General features: G+C 35.8%; 11 protein-coding genes. 4 read left to right on the top strand and 7 right to left on the bottom strand.

Going from position 1 to position 17,645, the window contains the following annotated elements:
- Window positions 1–315: 315 nt before the first annotated feature.
- Complete coding sequence (locus ACUNWD_RS15870) at window positions 316–4,563, top strand: hypothetical protein (protein WP_445588819.1); 4,248 nt, start codon at window positions 316–318, stop codon at window positions 4,561–4,563.
- Window positions 4,564–4,679: 116 nt separating this feature from the next.
- Window positions 4,680–6,932, top strand: a complete 2,253-nt coding sequence (locus ACUNWD_RS15865) for an ATP-binding protein (protein ID WP_445588818.1) — start codon at window positions 4,680–4,682, stop codon at window positions 6,930–6,932.
- Here the strand turns inward: ACUNWD_RS15865 and ACUNWD_RS15860 are convergent.
- The 6 genes from ACUNWD_RS15860 to ACUNWD_RS15835 all read right to left on the bottom strand — a co-directional run bounded on the left by ACUNWD_RS15860 (window position 6,929) and on the right by ACUNWD_RS15835 (window position 13,320).
- Entirely contained in the window at window positions 6,929–7,876 is a 948-nt protein-coding gene (locus tag ACUNWD_RS15860; protein WP_445588817.1) for a glycosyltransferase family 2 protein, read from the bottom strand. The genes ACUNWD_RS15865 and ACUNWD_RS15860 overlap by 4 nt on opposite strands.
- Window positions 7,877–7,999: 123 nt before the next feature.
- Entirely contained in the window at window positions 8,000–8,692 is a 693-nt protein-coding gene (locus ACUNWD_RS15855) for a phosphatase PAP2 family protein (protein ID WP_445588837.1), read from the bottom strand.
- Window positions 8,683–9,573 (bottom strand): hypothetical protein, encoded by an 891-nt coding sequence (locus ACUNWD_RS15850; protein WP_445588816.1) that lies wholly within the window; start codon window positions 9,571–9,573, stop codon window positions 8,683–8,685. Before ACUNWD_RS15850 ends, ACUNWD_RS15855 begins: the two co-directional genes overlap by 10 nt.
- A gap of 162 nt (window positions 9,574–9,735) precedes the next feature.
- Window positions 9,736–11,079 carry a Gfo/Idh/MocA family protein gene (locus tag ACUNWD_RS15845; protein WP_445588815.1) on the bottom strand — a complete coding sequence of 448 codons (1,344 nt, stop codon included), beginning with the start codon at window positions 11,077–11,079 and terminating at the stop codon, window positions 9,736–9,738.
- 19 nt (window positions 11,080–11,098) lie between these two features.
- Window positions 11,099–11,914 carry a sugar phosphate isomerase/epimerase family protein gene (locus tag ACUNWD_RS15840; RefSeq protein WP_445588814.1) on the bottom strand — a complete coding sequence of 272 codons (816 nt, stop codon included), beginning with the start codon at window positions 11,912–11,914 and terminating at the stop codon, window positions 11,099–11,101.
- On the bottom strand, window positions 11,914–13,320 hold the full coding sequence (locus tag ACUNWD_RS15835) for a 3-keto-disaccharide hydrolase (RefSeq protein ID WP_445588813.1): 1,407 nt from the start codon (window positions 13,318–13,320) through the stop codon (window positions 11,914–11,916). The genes ACUNWD_RS15840 and ACUNWD_RS15835 overlap by 1 nt, the downstream gene beginning before the upstream one ends.
- 138 nt (window positions 13,321–13,458) lie before the next feature.
- Here ACUNWD_RS15835 and ACUNWD_RS15830 point away from each other — a divergent pair, with 138 nt between their 5' ends.
- Entirely contained in the window at window positions 13,459–14,628 is a 1,170-nt protein-coding gene (locus ACUNWD_RS15830; protein ID WP_445588812.1) for a helix-turn-helix domain-containing protein, read from the top strand.
- Window positions 14,629–14,695: 67 nt separating this feature from the next.
- Here the strand turns inward: ACUNWD_RS15830 and ACUNWD_RS15825 are convergent, their stop codons facing one another.
- Complete coding sequence (locus ACUNWD_RS15825) at window positions 14,696–16,714, bottom strand: TonB-dependent receptor plug domain-containing protein (RefSeq protein ID WP_445588811.1); 2,019 nt, start codon at window positions 16,712–16,714, stop codon at window positions 14,696–14,698.
- 371 nt (window positions 16,715–17,085) lie between these two features.
- Here ACUNWD_RS15825 and ACUNWD_RS15820 point away from each other — a divergent pair, with 371 nt between their 5' ends.
- Window positions 17,086–17,592 (top strand): RNA polymerase sigma factor, encoded by a 507-nt coding sequence (locus tag ACUNWD_RS15820; protein ID WP_445588810.1) that lies wholly within the window; start codon window positions 17,086–17,088, stop codon window positions 17,590–17,592.
- Window positions 17,593–17,645 lie beyond the last annotated feature (53 nt).

Below are 17,645 nucleotides of genomic sequence, written 5' to 3'. Positions count from 1 at the left end.
ATAGGATTCATCATGACTTTTATAAAAAATAAGATATAAATAGATAATCAAACGCGAACCGAACAGAACATCCCAGAACACTTTGCAAGTGAGAGATTAACACTGAAATTGCTTGACAGAAGTTCATTAAGTTTGGTTTAGTTTTCTGTAAAAATAGAAAAAAATAGAAATATGCAATTCTTATTAGCTGATTATAAAGCCATTTGAAATGCTATTTTACAACACACCGATCTCATGAATCTTTTTCCTTTGAATAGGCAACTTTTTTCGCAAAATTGTGATCTTTATTGACAGTTACCTTAATAAAGTTGCACCATGCCCTTGTCAAAACAGACTATATGGAAATCTATCCGCTGGCTTTTTGCTGTCATTGCAATTGTATTGACTGCAATTATATTGTCGGTTTATTTCTGGGGTAATAGCTTTTCAAGGCAACAACTGGCTGATATATTGAAGAAAAAAACAAACGGTCAGTATACCGTATCATTTTCTGAGATATCTGTTAATCCAATAAAAAGAAACCTTTCGATTACAGATTTATCGATTCGTTCAACCAGCAAAGACACTACTGATCACAAGTTTGAATTTTCAACGAAAACTATCAATTTTGAATCCATAAGCTTACTTGATTATTTCAATAAAAATGAACTTCACATTAAAAGAATTAAAATCGAAGATCCATTTTTTCAAATAAGTAATAATCCAAATCAGAATATTAGTGATGAAAACATCGATGAATTAGTACAAGCCTTACGGCCTTTTATCAATCAATATTTCACTTCCATTTCAGTAAATGAAATTGTTTTACTCCATGCCGGATTATTAAGCAAAAAACCATCTCGCAATCTAATATCAACGAAAAGTGCTATCAACTTCAATATTGGAGTTATTGATTTTTATACTGATTCAACGATCCTTGCGACGCAAGACTATTTTAAAGCAAAGGATATTTTTCTGGGAATTGCAAACTATCAAAAACTTTTGAGCGACAGCATCCATTTGTTGCAAGTAGAAAAACTTAACTTCTCTATTAAAAACAAAGGCATCAACGCCGTGAATGTTAATTTACACCCTTCAGACTCTTCATCAAATGACAGAACATTATATTGGGTCGACTTTCCGGAACTCTATATAAAATCAAGAAACATTAACGAAATATTTCAGGAAGATACCATTCAAATAGATACGCTTGAGCTTAAGAGCGCGCAAATACGAGTCAGGCCGCCAACTAATGCACCAGGTGTGAATTTCAAGGAGATGAAAGAGTTTGATTTGTACCAATTAGTTAAAAATGAATTTACCCAGTTAAATATTGGATTGCTAAAACTCAATGCCGACAAGTTACAAATAGAACGAAAAAAGGATAAAACATCCAACAAACAAATTTTTGAAGAACTAGTCGTTGAGCTAAATCAGTTTCAACTAGACTCTCTTTCTTATTCCAATAGTGAAAAAATCCTGTATTCTGATCAAATTAATATTAATGTCGATCAATATTCCATTGAGTTAAATGATCATGTCCATAAATTTTCAGCCAATCAAATTATAGCTAATAGCAAAACTAATACGCTAAGTGCCGATCATTTAAAAATGTGGGCGAATGATTCCCAAAGTAAAATCACTAAGGTTTCCTTAAACTGCGACAGTATTCGCATGCACAATGTTGATATGACGAGATTGTATCATCACAGAGAAATGCCTTTGCAGGAAATAGCAGCCTATAAGCCGATCATAGATATTGACCGGGGTAAAAACAAAAGAAAAACGCGTTCAAACGAATCAAACAGCTTGCTGTACAATTTCATCAGTAACTATATTAAAGGAATATATTCCAACCTGATTACCATTGAGAATGGACAATTTAAAGTAGCGACACTCGAGAACAAACAAGACAGCTCTGTTATTGAAGCTAACTTCTCGTTTCGCTTAACAGACTTTTCATTGGATTCTATCAGCGCAAACAAAACGGACAAACTTTTTTTTGCCACCAATATTGAATTGGAGTTTGATGACTATCACATGAAGTTGCAAGATCAGCTGCACATATTAAACATGGATCGAATAGAAGTTTCCAGCATCCAAAAAAGAGCGAGCATTAAAAACCTACACTTGTTCCCCATCGCTAATGAAGATGGCCTGCAGCTTTTAAAAGAGCGCGACAGAACTGGATTATACGACATCCAAATTCCACTACTGCAACTTCGCAATACAAATATCCACCATGCTTTTTTCAATAAAAGACTAAATATCAACTACTTTTCAATTATAGAACCCAAAATACAATTTGAACTTAGAGCAAGAAATAAGAAAAACAGAGAAGAATTTGACTTAAATGATTTTTACAATTTGATAAAAACTTACATTCGTGACATTCAGATTGGACAACTGAAAATCCCGAATGGCCAGTTCCAGCTAGTCAATCATGATCGAAAAGGAAGAACTATTTCATTTGATAACAAATTCAATCTTGAATTGGAAGGATTCCGGTTTAATGACGATGAATTGGATAACAACAGGCTCCTTTTTTCGGATCAGTTTGAATTAACTTTAAAAGACCACCTGTTCAAGCTATCCGATAATGTGCACTACCTACAATTGAAAGAGATTGGATTTTCAACTAAAAGAAATGAAGTGCGGGTTAAAAATGCTATTCTTTATCCGGATATTACCAGTCGCACCTACGCCAAATCACCCCGTCACCTGCAAATCAACATCCCTGACTTTACTCTGGAAGGCGTTGATATTAAAAATGCCTATTTCAGCAAAGAACTGGTTGTTAAAAAACTAAATATCAATAGTCCTAACATAAAAATATATCAAACCGGAAATACAAAATCGAAATTATACCTTAAAGATTTCACCATTCCACTGCCGGAAGAAATAAAACTGCTGTCACTCGACGAACTTAATCTGAATAACGGACATCTATCCCTACTGAAAACGAACAACAAGCTGAATAGAGAAATTTCAAGTCTGGATATTGATCTTACCGGAACGCATGTTAGTTTAAAAAGTAATGGGAAAAATCAACCCGCTAAACTGACATCATCAACTATTAATAGTACGCTGCGAAATTTGACACTCATCCCGGACTTAGGAAATTACAATTTCAATATCGGACAGGTTAAATTTTCGCAAAACAAAAGTCAAATACAGGTGCAAGATTTCATGGTTTCTTTAAAAGATGGAATCCCGCAAAATGGTTTTACCGGAACAACTATAAAAAGGATGGATATTGAAGGATTGGAAATCAATGAAAATAACAGGAGGGATATCATTCATTCTAATAGTATTGTGGCAGAAGGGGCTGTTTTCAATTTCACGAAAAGAGAGCAAACAAAAAATTCGGCAAATCTATATGAGCTTAAACTCAATGATGACCTACTAACTTTAATGGATGAATTTTCCTCAAACTCGATTCATCTTAAAGACGCTGTTTTAAATATAAACGATGAAGCCCTAAACCGAAATATTAAAAACATCAATCTCGATTTAACCCAATTCAAAATAAATGCGCTCCCATCTGGAAAGTTACTGGGAGCGGAAAAGCTTGAATTATCACTCTCCAAACTTAATGGAACAGATAAAAACGATTGGTACGATTTATCATGCAACGAGTTTAAATACACCAGCTCTCCATCGACAATTTCATTTATGGGGATTAAAGTCAAGCCCAAATACTCCAAACATGAATTCCAACAAATAATTCCGTTTCAAACAGATCATTACAATGGGGAAATAGGATTGATTCAATTCACCGATTTTGATCTACAACGATATCTGGATAAGAAAGAACTAGCAGGTAACCAAATTCGTTTTGAAAATGCCCGATTTGATATTTATCGTGACATGCGAAAACCGTTTAATGAAAAACAGCGCCCACCAATGCCACAGGATATCATTGGCGATTACAAACTTCCATTTTATTTTGATTCGGTAAAAATTGTTTCTTCCGCCATCAGCTATTCTGAGCAGCTCGATGAAATACCAGATCCGGGAACGATTCATTTTCAAAACTTAAATGCATGCTTATACCCTTTTACAAATATATCTAGTCGACTTAATCAAAATCCAATTGTTAACCTTCGTGCAAGCACCGAATTGTTTGGAAAAATAAAGCTTAATTCTGAAATCCAATTTGACCAACTTTCTCCTGAAAACTATTTTATTGTTAAAGGGCAATTATCCCCTTTCGACATGAGCGTTCTAAATCCAATGACTCGAAATGCTGCATTGATAACGATTCGATCGGGGCAGCTAAATCGATTTGAATTCGATTTTCACGCAAATAATACTCACTCCAATGGGAAACTGAAATTTGCCTATGACGATTTAAAAGTAAATATTCTATCGATAAAAGATGGCGATACTAAAGAATCAAAATTTGCTAGCTTTTTGGCCAATAGCTTAATGATTAAATCAAAAAATCCACGATCCAAAATACTTTTGCCTGATCAAATCTATTATGAACGTGATGAAAAACGTTCTATTTTAAATTATTGGTGGAAATCTGTTTTCAGCGGAGTAAAGAATACTTTCGGCATCAAAGAAGAAGATAAATAAACTACCTTACACCTCACCAATTCAAATCTCCTTCCTCTTTACATAATTTCATCATTTGCCTTATTTCCATTTGAAAATAAATTGCTTTCTTTAATATCTTAAATAAATCTAACACTTTGGATAACCGAAAACATTCAAATTATATCCTGAGAATATCTGTAATTTGGGTATTCCTGCTCTTATCAATAAATCTGCTTGCAAACCAGCAGCAAAAGAAAATTCTTGCTTTATATTCGTATGACCCCACTTTCCCAGTATATATAAACTCGGTAAATACTTTGTATGACGTTTTCCCATCTTTGGAATATGAAATTGATATTGAATTTTTAGATTCGAAAAGATATTTTGCTGGGGAACTAAATCAAACTGTTTTCGACAGGATCAAAATAAAAATAAAAAATCAACAACCTTACGATGCAGTTATCAGCGCGAATGACAATGCGCTCCTATTTTGCGTTAAACATCAGGATGAATTATTCCCCCAAACACCAATTGTCTTTTGGGGTGTCAATGATCAGGAAATAGGGTATGCACAGGATTCAAATCCAGAGATTACAGGAATTATTGAAAATATTTCAATAAAAAGAAACTTGAATTTTATCAAATCCCTGCATCCAAACAGCAAGAACATAACCGTTATTACCGATGAAACAAAGACCGGAATTGCTGATTACGTAACATTCTCAATAGCAAAAGCTGATTTTCCCGAGATTAATTTTACAAAAATATCCATTGGTGATTATACGCTAAATCAATTTAAAGAAGTAGTCAATGCCATTCGTCCGGAGGAAATAGTATTGGTATTATCTGCTTTGCGATCGAAAGATGGCTACCACACACCCAATGAAATAAATACAATTCTTAAGTCGAGCGCTAATAAGAAAATATACAATCATTCTTTTTACCAACCGGGAATGAACCTTGCCGGAGGTATACGTCAGAGCTTTTATAAGCAGGCATTTCCCGCATGTTTGATTACCAAACAGATTTTAAACGGAACGCCTATTAGCCAAATTAAAGTGTCACTTGGAGATCATTCGAATATTTTCGTGCTTGATTATGCTCGAATGCATAGCCTGGGAATTAATATTGAGAATGTACCTGATTTTGTAGAAATTCAAAATCGCCCCAGCACAAATATAAATTTGGAAAAAGATTTGATCTTGAAAATTGTCCTTCTTCTGGTTGCCTTTTTCCTTCTACTTGCATTTGGTCTGTTCCGGATAAATAAAAAGCACAAGCTGGAAAAATCGCTCAGAATAAATGCAGAGAACTATTCAAGCATTTTCAAAGATAACCATTCAGTTATGTTGATTATTGACCCGTCAACTGGAAAGGTTGAAGATGCGAATGAAGCCGCCTGTGAATTCTATGGCTATCGCTACGAAGAATTTAAGGATTTAAAAGTAACTGACATCAATAAGACTCCCAATTTTGATCTGGATGGTACCTTGAAGGCAATTGCCAAGAAGAATTTAAGAGTGCAGGTAAAACACCAATTAAAAAATGGCACCATCAAAGATGTCGAAGTGAGCGCTGGTCGTATTGAGCTTAATGATGGTATTAATCTCTTTGCAATTATTCATGACATATCAGATAGAATTAAAAATCATAAACAATTAGTTGAAGCCCGCAAAAAAGCAGAAGAAAGTGATTATTTGAAGTCGGCATTTTTGGCTAATATGAGCCACGAAATAAGAACCCCAATGAATATTATACTTGGGTTTACTTCGTTATTAGACGATCCTGAACTTACCGATGCAACCAAAAAGAAATACCTGAACTTAATTCAAGATAGCGGTGAACATTTGTTAAATCTGATTAATGATATTATTGATCTTTCCAAAATAGAAGCCAATCAACTAAACATACGAATTCAAGAATGCAAGTTGAATCGATTAATGGAAGAAGTATTTGATTTATTCAACAATCAACTTTCCATCGAATCAAATAAAGAAATTAAGCTCATATTGAGTAAAGGCATCGAGAATCCGGATTTTACAATTAAAACAGATACATACCGCCTGAAGCAAATTCTGCTTAACCTATTAGGAAATGCTTTAAAATTCACGGAGTCTGGGGAAATCTCTTTTGGCTATATTTTCCGTGACGACAGTGTATTGCAATTTTTCATTAAGGATACAGGAATTGGTATTCCTGACGATAAAAAAGAAAGCATATTCTCCGCTTTTGAACAGGTTGAAGACGCCACCACCCGCAATTTCGGGGGGACAGGTCTTGGCCTATCCATCACCAAATCACTGGTCGAAAAATTAGGTGGACACATTTGGGTAATGTCTGAACTTGGTAAAGGATCTCGTTTCTACTTTACCATTTCAACCACCACCAATTTGCTATACCTTGATTAGTTTTTGGTATTCGTTTTGCTCACTTTTTTAACTCGGAAAGGCTTTTTCTGCTGAGCTTCAAAATAAGTTCTCATTTGCATCTCAGCTATAATACCAATGGTAATAAACTGAATTCCTCCCATAACTAAAAGCATCCCTAAAATTAAGATTGGTTTTCCCCAAATGTCATGTCCCAAAACTTTGAGAATAAGCAAATAGGCATTAATCAAAAATCCAATCCCAAAAGTGACGATTCCCAAACTACCAAAAAAGTGCATTGGGCGTTGCATATATTTCCTGAAAAACAACATGAGCAACAAGTCACTAAAAACCCGGGTGGTTCTGCTCAAATTGTATTTAGATTTTCCGAACTCACGTGCACGATGGTTTACATCAATTTGCGTCATCCTGGTTGAACCTTCCAATGCTAGTAAAGCAGGAATAAAACGATGGAGTTCCCCATAAATATTTATATTTTTAACAGCCTCTTTTGTGAAAATCTTCAAGGTACATCCTAAATCCTTCATCTTGATTCCAGTAGATTCCCGAATGATGTAATTCGCAATTTTACTAGGGATTTTTCTCAAAAAAGCACCATCTTTTCGATTTGCTCGTACTCCAGCAACTAAATCCCAATCCCCTTCTTTAGCCATTTTCAGCATCATTGGAATATCAGCAGGATCATTTTGCAAATCACCATCAATCAAAACAACATACTCTCCTTCTGCTTGATCAATACCAGCTTGCAAAGCTGAACTTTGCCCGTAATTTCGCTTTAATTCCAATAACAAAAAACGTTCATCATTGATTTCCCTGATTTTCTGGCGAGTCGTATCAGAAGAGCCATCATCTACAAAAATGGCTTCAAAATCGATTCCTTCAAGGGCAGATTTGATTTGTTCACTTAATGGAGTAATATTCAACTCTTCATTATAGACGCAAATAACGAGGCTTAATTGTTTCATGTTTCAAATTTTAAGAAAGCTGAGATAAATTGTTTCCACCTTTCTTTTGTTTGCGATGCGAAATTAAGAAAAAGCAGTTAATTATCAGCACTAAAATATGCATCAATCTCGATGCATAGAATGTCATTTGTTCTTTTTAAAAGAAATTTGAAAAATTGGTTTTTGAAAAATCTGATTTTGATGAAGATCCAATTTACAATCAGCTATCCAAATAACCAGGAGTGTAGATATGATTCCTAAAACGGAACCAACAAAAACATCTAAAAAGAAATGTTGCAATAGGTATATTCGGGTAAATCCTATCACCAATGCCACGAAAAACATTAATCCGCCAACTATCCGATTTCCAACAAAATAAGCGATAAGACTCATTGCCGCGAAAATAGTCATTGTATGTCCGGAAGGAAAACTTGAATGATAATTCAGTTCTGCCTGATACAGAAACCGGTGGAAATCATCATATAAAAAGTAATTCAAAGGCCTAATGCGATCAGGAAAAAGAACTTTCTTAAACAGGTTCGTGAAAATGCCTACAAAAGCAAGATTTACCAAACCCATCAAAGCGTATCGAACTCGAATGAAGGAAAGCAAAACCATCACGACTACAATAAAACTGCCAAGACCGAGATCAGTTAAAATATTAACAAAGCCATCTAATTCTTCTTTTGAATATCGATTAAGCCAAAGGACAACATCACCATGTTTTAGAATGATAAGTAAAACTGCACCAACAAGAAAAAACAGGCTATACATGGCAAGGAATCCAAGCAATCCTTTATTTTTTAGAATACTTCTATGCTGATCATTTAATTCCATTTCCAACTGTACGAAATTTTAAAGGTTTTATATTCCCAATCCCTTAACCCGTTAATAAACTGAATCCGAAGATCATTATTATTCAATTTTCGAACAATATCCAAGGTATAAACAAATGGTTTATCCCGCTCATTTTTATAGCCCGAATAACCACTCAAAGAATTGGTAATTTTCCATTTTTGATGATCGAGTTCAATACCGGCAGCGTACATGAAAGCATCATTCTGCAAATTCATGTCATCATTCGTTTGCCACGAATAAAAACCTCCTGATAAAAACGGCAACCATCGAATTGGACTGTCTGCATTTCCATATCGTTTTGAAAAACTCAGATCAAAGAAATAGCCAGGACTATCAGCATAACGAGCAGCATCAAGCCTCCCTCCAGAAGCCGTTTTACCCACCATGCGAAACAAGGTACTTGGAAATCTTTTATCCTTGGATAACTGAATCAAGGTAGAAAAGTACAAGTCGCCGATTGCAAGTCCTTTCCCATCGTAATCTCGCGCCCTGCGTTCATTTCGAACCTCTGCAGACATTGCATAGTGCTCTAACATTACTCCATAAAGTTCAATTGCTATTTTACCATCAGCAAACGGATAATACAAATTCCCCGAAATATTTTGAGTAGGGTCTCCATCTCTAAAATGAAAATCAGCACCAAACTCAACATGCTTTTGATTATCTAGTATTCCTTTTTTAACTTCAGGTACGGGCAAAGCGTTGGGGCCTAAATACCCCGGACTGATAATAACAAAACTTCTCCAACTTGGCATTCCTGGTTCCCATCCATGCAATTCATTCCACCATCCCCAGTCTTCCTGTGCCAGAAGCGAGATAGAAAAACTAATTCCGAGAAATAAAAGGAAAAATCGTTTCATAGGCTCAAAGATATAAAGGCTATCGTTTTTCTTGCAATATTTCTATCGATACTTAAAAATTGTTAAGTAAGATCAACTACATAAATAAGCCGAGACAAAGTTTTGTCCCGGCTTATATAGTTTTACGTGAAAGAATTAGCATCTTTCAAGCTTATTCTCAGACTATATTTTTGGCTCCCAGCCTGGCTCATATTCTCTACCCCACAATTTCATGGCTTCCTCATCTTTAATGCGACCGTCTTTCGTATTTACACCGAATGATTTATTGGTACGATAAGAAATATTGGCATAATGAGTCAACATCTGACTAATTGCTCCCATTTCTATTGGAGAGTTTAGTTCAGCATCTGTACCTCTAATAACCTTAAACAGGTTAGCCACATGAATATCTGTCATGGCACCGCCACCGCCTAATGCAGTACCAGCCTCTTTGGCTTTAGCGACACTGTCACTTACCAATTTTCCTCCGCGATCAAATAACTGATAACCGTTGCGATCAACAAATACAGATCCTTCACTTCCATAAATGATCGTTCCACGGTCGGCACCATAGGTTTTATACCCATTACGGCTTTTACCATCCCACTTGATCACTTTATTTCCTGGAAAACGGAAAGTAGCATCCATGGTATCGTACATTGACCATCCATCATTCTTAAAATGACGTTTAGCGGCCTCAACATCTACCCATTCAGGATAATCAACCTGTAATGCCCAACGCGCTACATCCAATTCATGTGTTGCATTATTTCCAGTTTCAGCAGTTCCGTAGTCCCAACCATACCAATGCCAGTTATAATCCCATGTATCATGCTCATAAGCTTTCCTTGGAGCAGGTCCCTGAAACAACTCCCAGTTCAATCCTTCAGGAACCGGTGCTACTTTGGGAACAACTACTTCACCACGGGTATTACTATAAAATGCAACTGCTTTGTAAACTTCTCCAATAACCCCATTATGAATTTGGGAAATAATATCAATTGACTCAGCTGATGAACGCTGTTGATTTCCCATTTGGACATGCTTTCCATATTTTTTCTGCAAAGTCACTAGTACTTCTCCCTCTCTGGGATTATGGCTACATGGTTTTTCCAAATAAACATGCTTCCCAGCCTCCATCGCCATCCATGCTGCCGGAGCATGCCAGTGGTCAGGAGCTGCTACAAAAACCACATCTACATCACTATCATCCAATACTTTGCGAATATCAACCTCCAGTTTTGCTTTGCCCGATACCTTCCCTGCTAAATCTTTCGCAACCTTTTCCCGTTGCTTTTTCATTACATCACAGATATAGGCCAAATCCACATTATTATCTGTATTTTTCAATGAATTATAGTAGGCTCCAACTCGACGCCCACATCCCATAACAGCTACAGCAAGACGGTCATTAGCTCCAATAATACGCGAGTAGCTTTTCGCAGACATTCCCAATGCAGTTCCACCAATAGCCACACCTGCAGCACCTAAAGTGGTCTTTTTGATAAAATTTCTTCTGTTTGTCATTCTATTAAGTTTAGTTTGATTATTTAGTTAATGTATCTAAAACGCCATTCAAATATCCAATTGATTCAGCCATACCAGGAAAAGGATTATCAGCATTTATCTCATACTCCAAAGACGCAATTCCTTTATATTCAAGTTTTATAAGATCTGACAGGAATGTTTGAAAATCGATCACTCCACGACCGATCTCACAGTTTTGTCCATCAGCATCATCACTTGTAACATCTTTGATATGGATATCAAAAACACGATCAAAAAATTCCTTCAAATCATCACTTGGACTTCTATGAATACGTTTTGTGTGACCAATATCGATACAAAGCCCCATTCGTGGATCCATTTCTTGAATTAAAGTATACGCACTTTCAGCACTCGGATAGAGTTTATCACCAGGTCCATGATTATGAATTGCCATCTTTATATCATATTCCTTCACCTTGCTTTCCACATAAGGTAATAATTCATGATTTGGCACCCCAATGATCATCTCCATCCCTGCTTTTTTAGCATATTCAAATGCCTGATCAACTTCGGCTTGTGTCTTCATATAAATCACGCCACCAGCATACAAATTAATGCCAGCGCCTTTACATTTTTGGAGAGTTTGGTTAATCACAGAATCCGGCGCATCCAATTTTAAATGGAAACTTTTAAATGCAATATTCTTTACTCCAAGTTGTTTCGTAAAAGAAATCGTTTCATCAACCGGAAATTTTCTTAATGAATAGGAAGCAATACCAAGTTGAAACTGAACTTCTTTCTTTTTACAGTTCGTGAACGAAAAAAGTACCACTACAACTAACAAAATTGTATTTAGTTTTAAGGGAAAACTCATTAGTCTAATTTTCTAATTTTGATGCTCCTAAAGTGAACTTCGTTACCATGGTCCTGCAATAATATATGACCAGACTGCCATGATCCAAAGTCTTCCCACACTGCATATTTACTTCGTGCAACCAATGCGTAAAAAGCCTGAGTTCCCCGCTCGTATTCAAGAACTTTCCGGTTATTCAGCCAGTGCTCCACATGTGCTCCAACAAAATCATTCGATTCTATATTATTTCCTCTCAACCATTCTTCATGTCGGGTACCTTCCACAATCAAACGCGCTTGATTCCATCTACCCGGTTTATTTACAATTTTGTTTTTATGAGCAGGAATCAAATCATACAATGACGCAACAGTCCGGTTACCAGCTGTTCCCATTTTCGCATCCGGGTGCAATTCATCATCCAGAATTTGGTACTCTAACCCGATTGCAGACATATCTGAGCCATACTTCTCCGTGATATAATATTTAATACCACTATTTGCTCCGTCTGTTATTTTAAAATCCAATTTCAATTCAAAAGTTGAGTACTCATCCATGGTAACAATATCCCCACCATTTCCTGATTCAGCACCGTCAGCAGGTTCAACAATCAATTCGCCATCAGAGACCTTCCATCCTTTTGAAGGAAATTCTTCTTTTCCAACACCTCTCCAACCTTCAGTCGTCTTTCCATCAAACAGCATTGTCCAACCTTGAGCTTTTTCCTGAGGTGAAAGGTAATTTGGAATAAGATTTACCACTGGAATATCGGTCCAAGAACTCTGCTCCAAATTCTCTGTTTTAATTCGAATGTTCCTCCATTTAATCTGGGATCCTGCCTCAGAAGAATCTCCAATACCATGAACCTGCAAGGCGATAAATCCTTCGGCAGTCATATCATCAATTAAATCGGCACAAGGGACACCATTCACCCAAGTGCGAAGCGAATTACCTATAGCTTCAATGCGGTAATGATTCCATTCTCCACGTTTAAAAGCTTTTCTTCCCTCAGGATTTTGTTCCAGTGGATACAACCAACCTCTGCGAGCTTCGTCATAAATACCGCCACTCCAAGCTCGCTCGGATGGATCAACCTCACATTGATAACCATGTACTCTACCATTTTGAAAGTCCTCTGAACTCAAACTACGAAACTGAATTCCAGAGTTCATCTCATTATCAACCAGCAACTCAACTTCGAATATAAAGTCACCATAAGTTTTTTCAGTTCTTAAAAAAGAATTTGGCGTATTAGCAACAGTCGTTCCAACAATTTCGCCATTAATTACTTCATATTTTGCTTTTCCATTTAGTTGCGTCCATCCGGTCAAATCTTTCCCGTTAAAAAGTTCCTCCCAATCAGACGATTTCTGACAGGAAACTAGAAGTACTGAAAAAGCAACAAGAATAATAAATGTAAGTGATTTCATTTCTGTTTAGATTTAATTGGTAAATTTTCACCTTATCTTCGGTAACGCAAACGAAATTATAAATTTAAGAAAAATCAGGTATATTTGTTGACCTTAAACTTGTTTTATAACCGTTATTTTTGACTTACACAAGAATAAATGAACCACGACAAAGACTTAATATACAACCAATTAGAAAACATCAAAAAATCCACTCATTTTAATAAGTCAAAAATTAGTTGTGATTTACTCGATTACCTGGTGCAAACGACGTTGGAAGGCAATAATCCAAAAGAATATACCATCGGGATCGAACTTTTTGGGAAAAAATATGCTGATGACTACAAACAAGATTCAAAAATACGGGTATACATTCATAATCTCAGAAAGAAACTGAACGACTATTATGAATCTGATGGAATAAAAGATTCACTGATTTTTGAAGTTGAAAAAGGAAAATATAATGTCAAGTTTCATTCAAGAAAGCAGCTTAAACCGAAATTAGGATTTAATTATAAAATTGCATTTTCTTTGCTTTGTCTAATCTGCATTTTCCTGGGCACGATAATTTATGTCGATAGAAAAACACCGGATACCCCCTGGCAAAAGTTACCAGTATGGCAAGACTTTGCAAACAGTGATAAAAAAACACTCCTTGTATTTGGTGATTATTTTGTTTTCAGTGGGATGTTGCCAACAGGAAGAATGGGCATATTCAGAGATTATACCATAAACTCAGAAGTGGAATATGAGCATTTACTCGACAAACAGCCAGATCTTGTACAAATTATTAGTAAGACACAACTGACCTACCTTTCCAAAATGTCTGTATTTTGTCAGAACGATATTCAACGTGTATTTAGTCAAATTGGGAAAAACATTGAAGTCAAACTTGCATCTGACATGCAACCTGAAGATTTAAAATCATACAATATCATTTACATTGGGAATTATAAAAACATGGGGATGTTTGAAAATGTTGTCAATGAATTAGAGTTCAATTTTGGAATTCGAAGTGGAGATAGACAATATATTAAAAGTAAAGATCCAAAAGCAACAGTATATTCAGCCAACAATACAGACCTGAAGCAAAATGACTATTCACTTGTAATTTCATTAGATGGCTATTCGGATAATTATTATCTATTCTTTCTCTCCACTCAGGATATTGGTAATATCTCGACTGTTGGACAGTTTACGAATCCAGATTACCTGAAACAATTTCAAGAAAGCCACCCCAAAGCAAGCAACAATTTCAAGGCTTTATTCAAAGTCGAAGGTATTGATAAAACAGATCTTGGGTCCGAGTTAATTCGGGTAGAAAAATAGAAAAACAAAAAGAGGCCTGCTTAATAAACAGACCCCTACAATTACACGTATATATTTAATTTATTTTTTAATTCAGATTCAAGTTGTAGGAAAATCCAAAGCTAATCCAGCGCCCGGGTTGAATCACATTCCCCAGATCAACGTATTGCTTATCAAACAAATTGGATGCATTCATATACAACTGGTAATTTTTTGCCTTCCAATAAAGTTTTGCATCTACTAACCAAAATGGTTCGTATTCAGCTTCATCCACGTAAACTTTATCCTCAAACCTGGAATAACTCCCATTTCGATCCTGATAACGCAATTTCCAATTTGCACCTAGCTTTTTCCAGATAGAGTGGTCAATTCCCAATACCAGTTTATGATTTAAATTGTCCATCACATAATTTGAAATATAGGCACTCTCTCCTTTGTCAAGCTTGGCATATGAATAATTCAAATTGAATTTCTTTAAGAAAAACGATTTGCTTACCAATTTTCTAAAATCAATTTCAGAAGTTATTTCAACACCATTAGTTATTATTTCAGTGAGGTTTTGAGGCGTCCATTCAAACTCCTCGCTTTCTTTAACCCAGTCGATGAGGTTTTTTCCTTTTCGATGATAATACCCTACATGCGATCTAATGAATTGATTCCGATATTTTATTCCACCTTCAATTGTGGTTGATTCTTCTGGCTTGAGATCTGGATTTCCCTTATTCGTAGGTCCATCATAATACAGATCAGTAAATGTTGGCATTCGTAAAGATTGATTTACAGAAGCAAATACTTTCCAATTTTCAGTAAAATCATACGCAATATCAAGCCCTGGATAAACATTCCATTCAAAATTCAAATCGGAAATCCAGTTAGCCATTGCTCCTGCAGAAACAGTCAAGTCACCAACATAAAATGTGTGCTCTGCGAAATAAGAGATACTTGTTCTCGAGTGCGACTTGGTGAATTGCTTTCCTTCTTCACCAGGCACATCTATCGGCTTGTCAAGCGATTCTCCCAGAACATTACTCCATATATTCTCTGAACGAAACTCTGCTCCAAATGCAGTTTTTCCTAAATCGCTGCTAAACCAACTATTTATACTGGCTCCCAGCACATCCGTCAAGTGATAGTTATGACCAGCGTACCAAGAAGCTGGATTGTCTCTGAAAAGTTCAAAACGATCTTGATGCCTACGCCAATAAACAGCTGGCATTAAATGCAATTTTGTATCCGATTCAAATTTTACGGATGAGAAAATGGTCTTGGTTGCTTCAAATTGGTTTGGGTATGCAGGTGTGTAAAAACTATTAGCGCCAAATTCCTTATTGGATACTCCTGCCTGAAAATCAAGTTTTCCTTCTTCAACTGAAAGATTCCCGTGATAGAAAAGATTATAATTATCAAAGTCAGTATTCTCTATATACCCATCTGACGATTTATAATCAAACGCAAAATAGTTGTTCAATTGTCCTTTCTGAACGTTCCCCGAAATATTAATATCCTGCAATTGGTATTCACCAAACAATACATCAGCAGTGAAACTATTCCCAGTTCCGGCGTCTGTTATGATATTAATAGCTCCTGAAAATGCGTTAGGCCCGTAAACTCTGGCTCCGGGACCTTCAAGAATTTCGATACGTTTGATGTTTTTTAAACTAACCGGTAAGTTAAGATTGTGGTGACCGGTTTGGGGATCGGAAAGATTAATTCCATTGAGTAAGATAAGTGTTTGGTCGAATGATCCGCCTCGAATGCTAACATCAGCCTGCACGCCGTTGGTGCCTCTTTGTCTGACATCTACGCTTAAAGCATATTCCAGCAGATCTTGTATACTACCGACCGGAGCCGACTCAATTTGTTCGCGGTTTATCACGGAAACAATCCGTGCCACCTGAGAATAACTCACAGGTGCCCGCTGGGCGCTGACCTCAATCTCATCAAGATCATACTCTACATTCACATTCAAACTATCTGTTTGAGCAATAACTTCATTAACCAGAACAGTTGAAAAATAAGTAAGTGCCAGCACACCTATTTTTACATGCATTTTCAATGCCTGAAATAACGAATAGTTTTTACCCCCCCAGTGCTTGAAAATAAACATTTCAGCCCTTTTGTGGTTTTTACTAAAATTTATCATTGATAGAATTACTAGTGTAATTGTGCGGCAAATCTACAAATAATCTTCAAACAGGAAAGTTGTATTGATTTTATTTAAAATACAAAATTTAAACAACAATTCATACACAATCTAAGTATAAATAAGTTGTTTGATAACACAATTAAAAAGGTAAACAAATTTATGTAAAACTCGTAAATTTCCTTAGTTGCTTTATTTTCAGCATATATCAATTTTATTTATGGAGATTAAATAAAATCGAATAATAAAAGACTTCGAATTCCTTTTTTAAACGCCTCGTGTTATTTATATTTGTTCTAAACAATATTTCAAAAAAACAATTTAAAACCGCTGCCATGACACAAATTCAATTTAATAACGCGCTACTCGGGCTACAAGATAAGTTATTGTATTATGCTTTGAGTTTAACATCGGATCAGGAAAAGGCTCAAGACCTACTCCAAGAAACTTTTTTGAAAGCATTAACCTATCGTGATAAATTTACACAAAACACGAATTTCAAAGCATGGATTTACACCATCATGAAAAACACGTTTATCAACAATTACCGGAGAAACGTGAAGGCTAAAAATACTTTTGATGGTTCAAACAATGATTTCCATCTAAAGTTCTCCAAAGACAAAATTTATCCGTCACCAGATTCTTTTTTCAGCTCAAAAGAAATTTTGAAAAGCATTAATGCGCTGGAGAATGAGTACAAAGTACCATTTAAAATGTTTCTGGATGGATATAAATATAAAGAGATTGCAGAAAAGCTCGACTTACCTTTAGGTACTGTAAAAAGTCGTATTTTCTTCACTCGCAAGAAATTAGAAAAATCTTTGAAAGAATACGCAAACTAGTTTAATAAATTAGATCTTATCGGGTAAATGGTCTGCAGATGCAGGCCATTTTT

It is taken from the genome of Sunxiuqinia sp. A32 (assembly GCF_052690465.1).
Note: the sequence above shows the minus strand (reverse complement) of the source record. Positions and strands in the feature narration are given on the sequence as shown.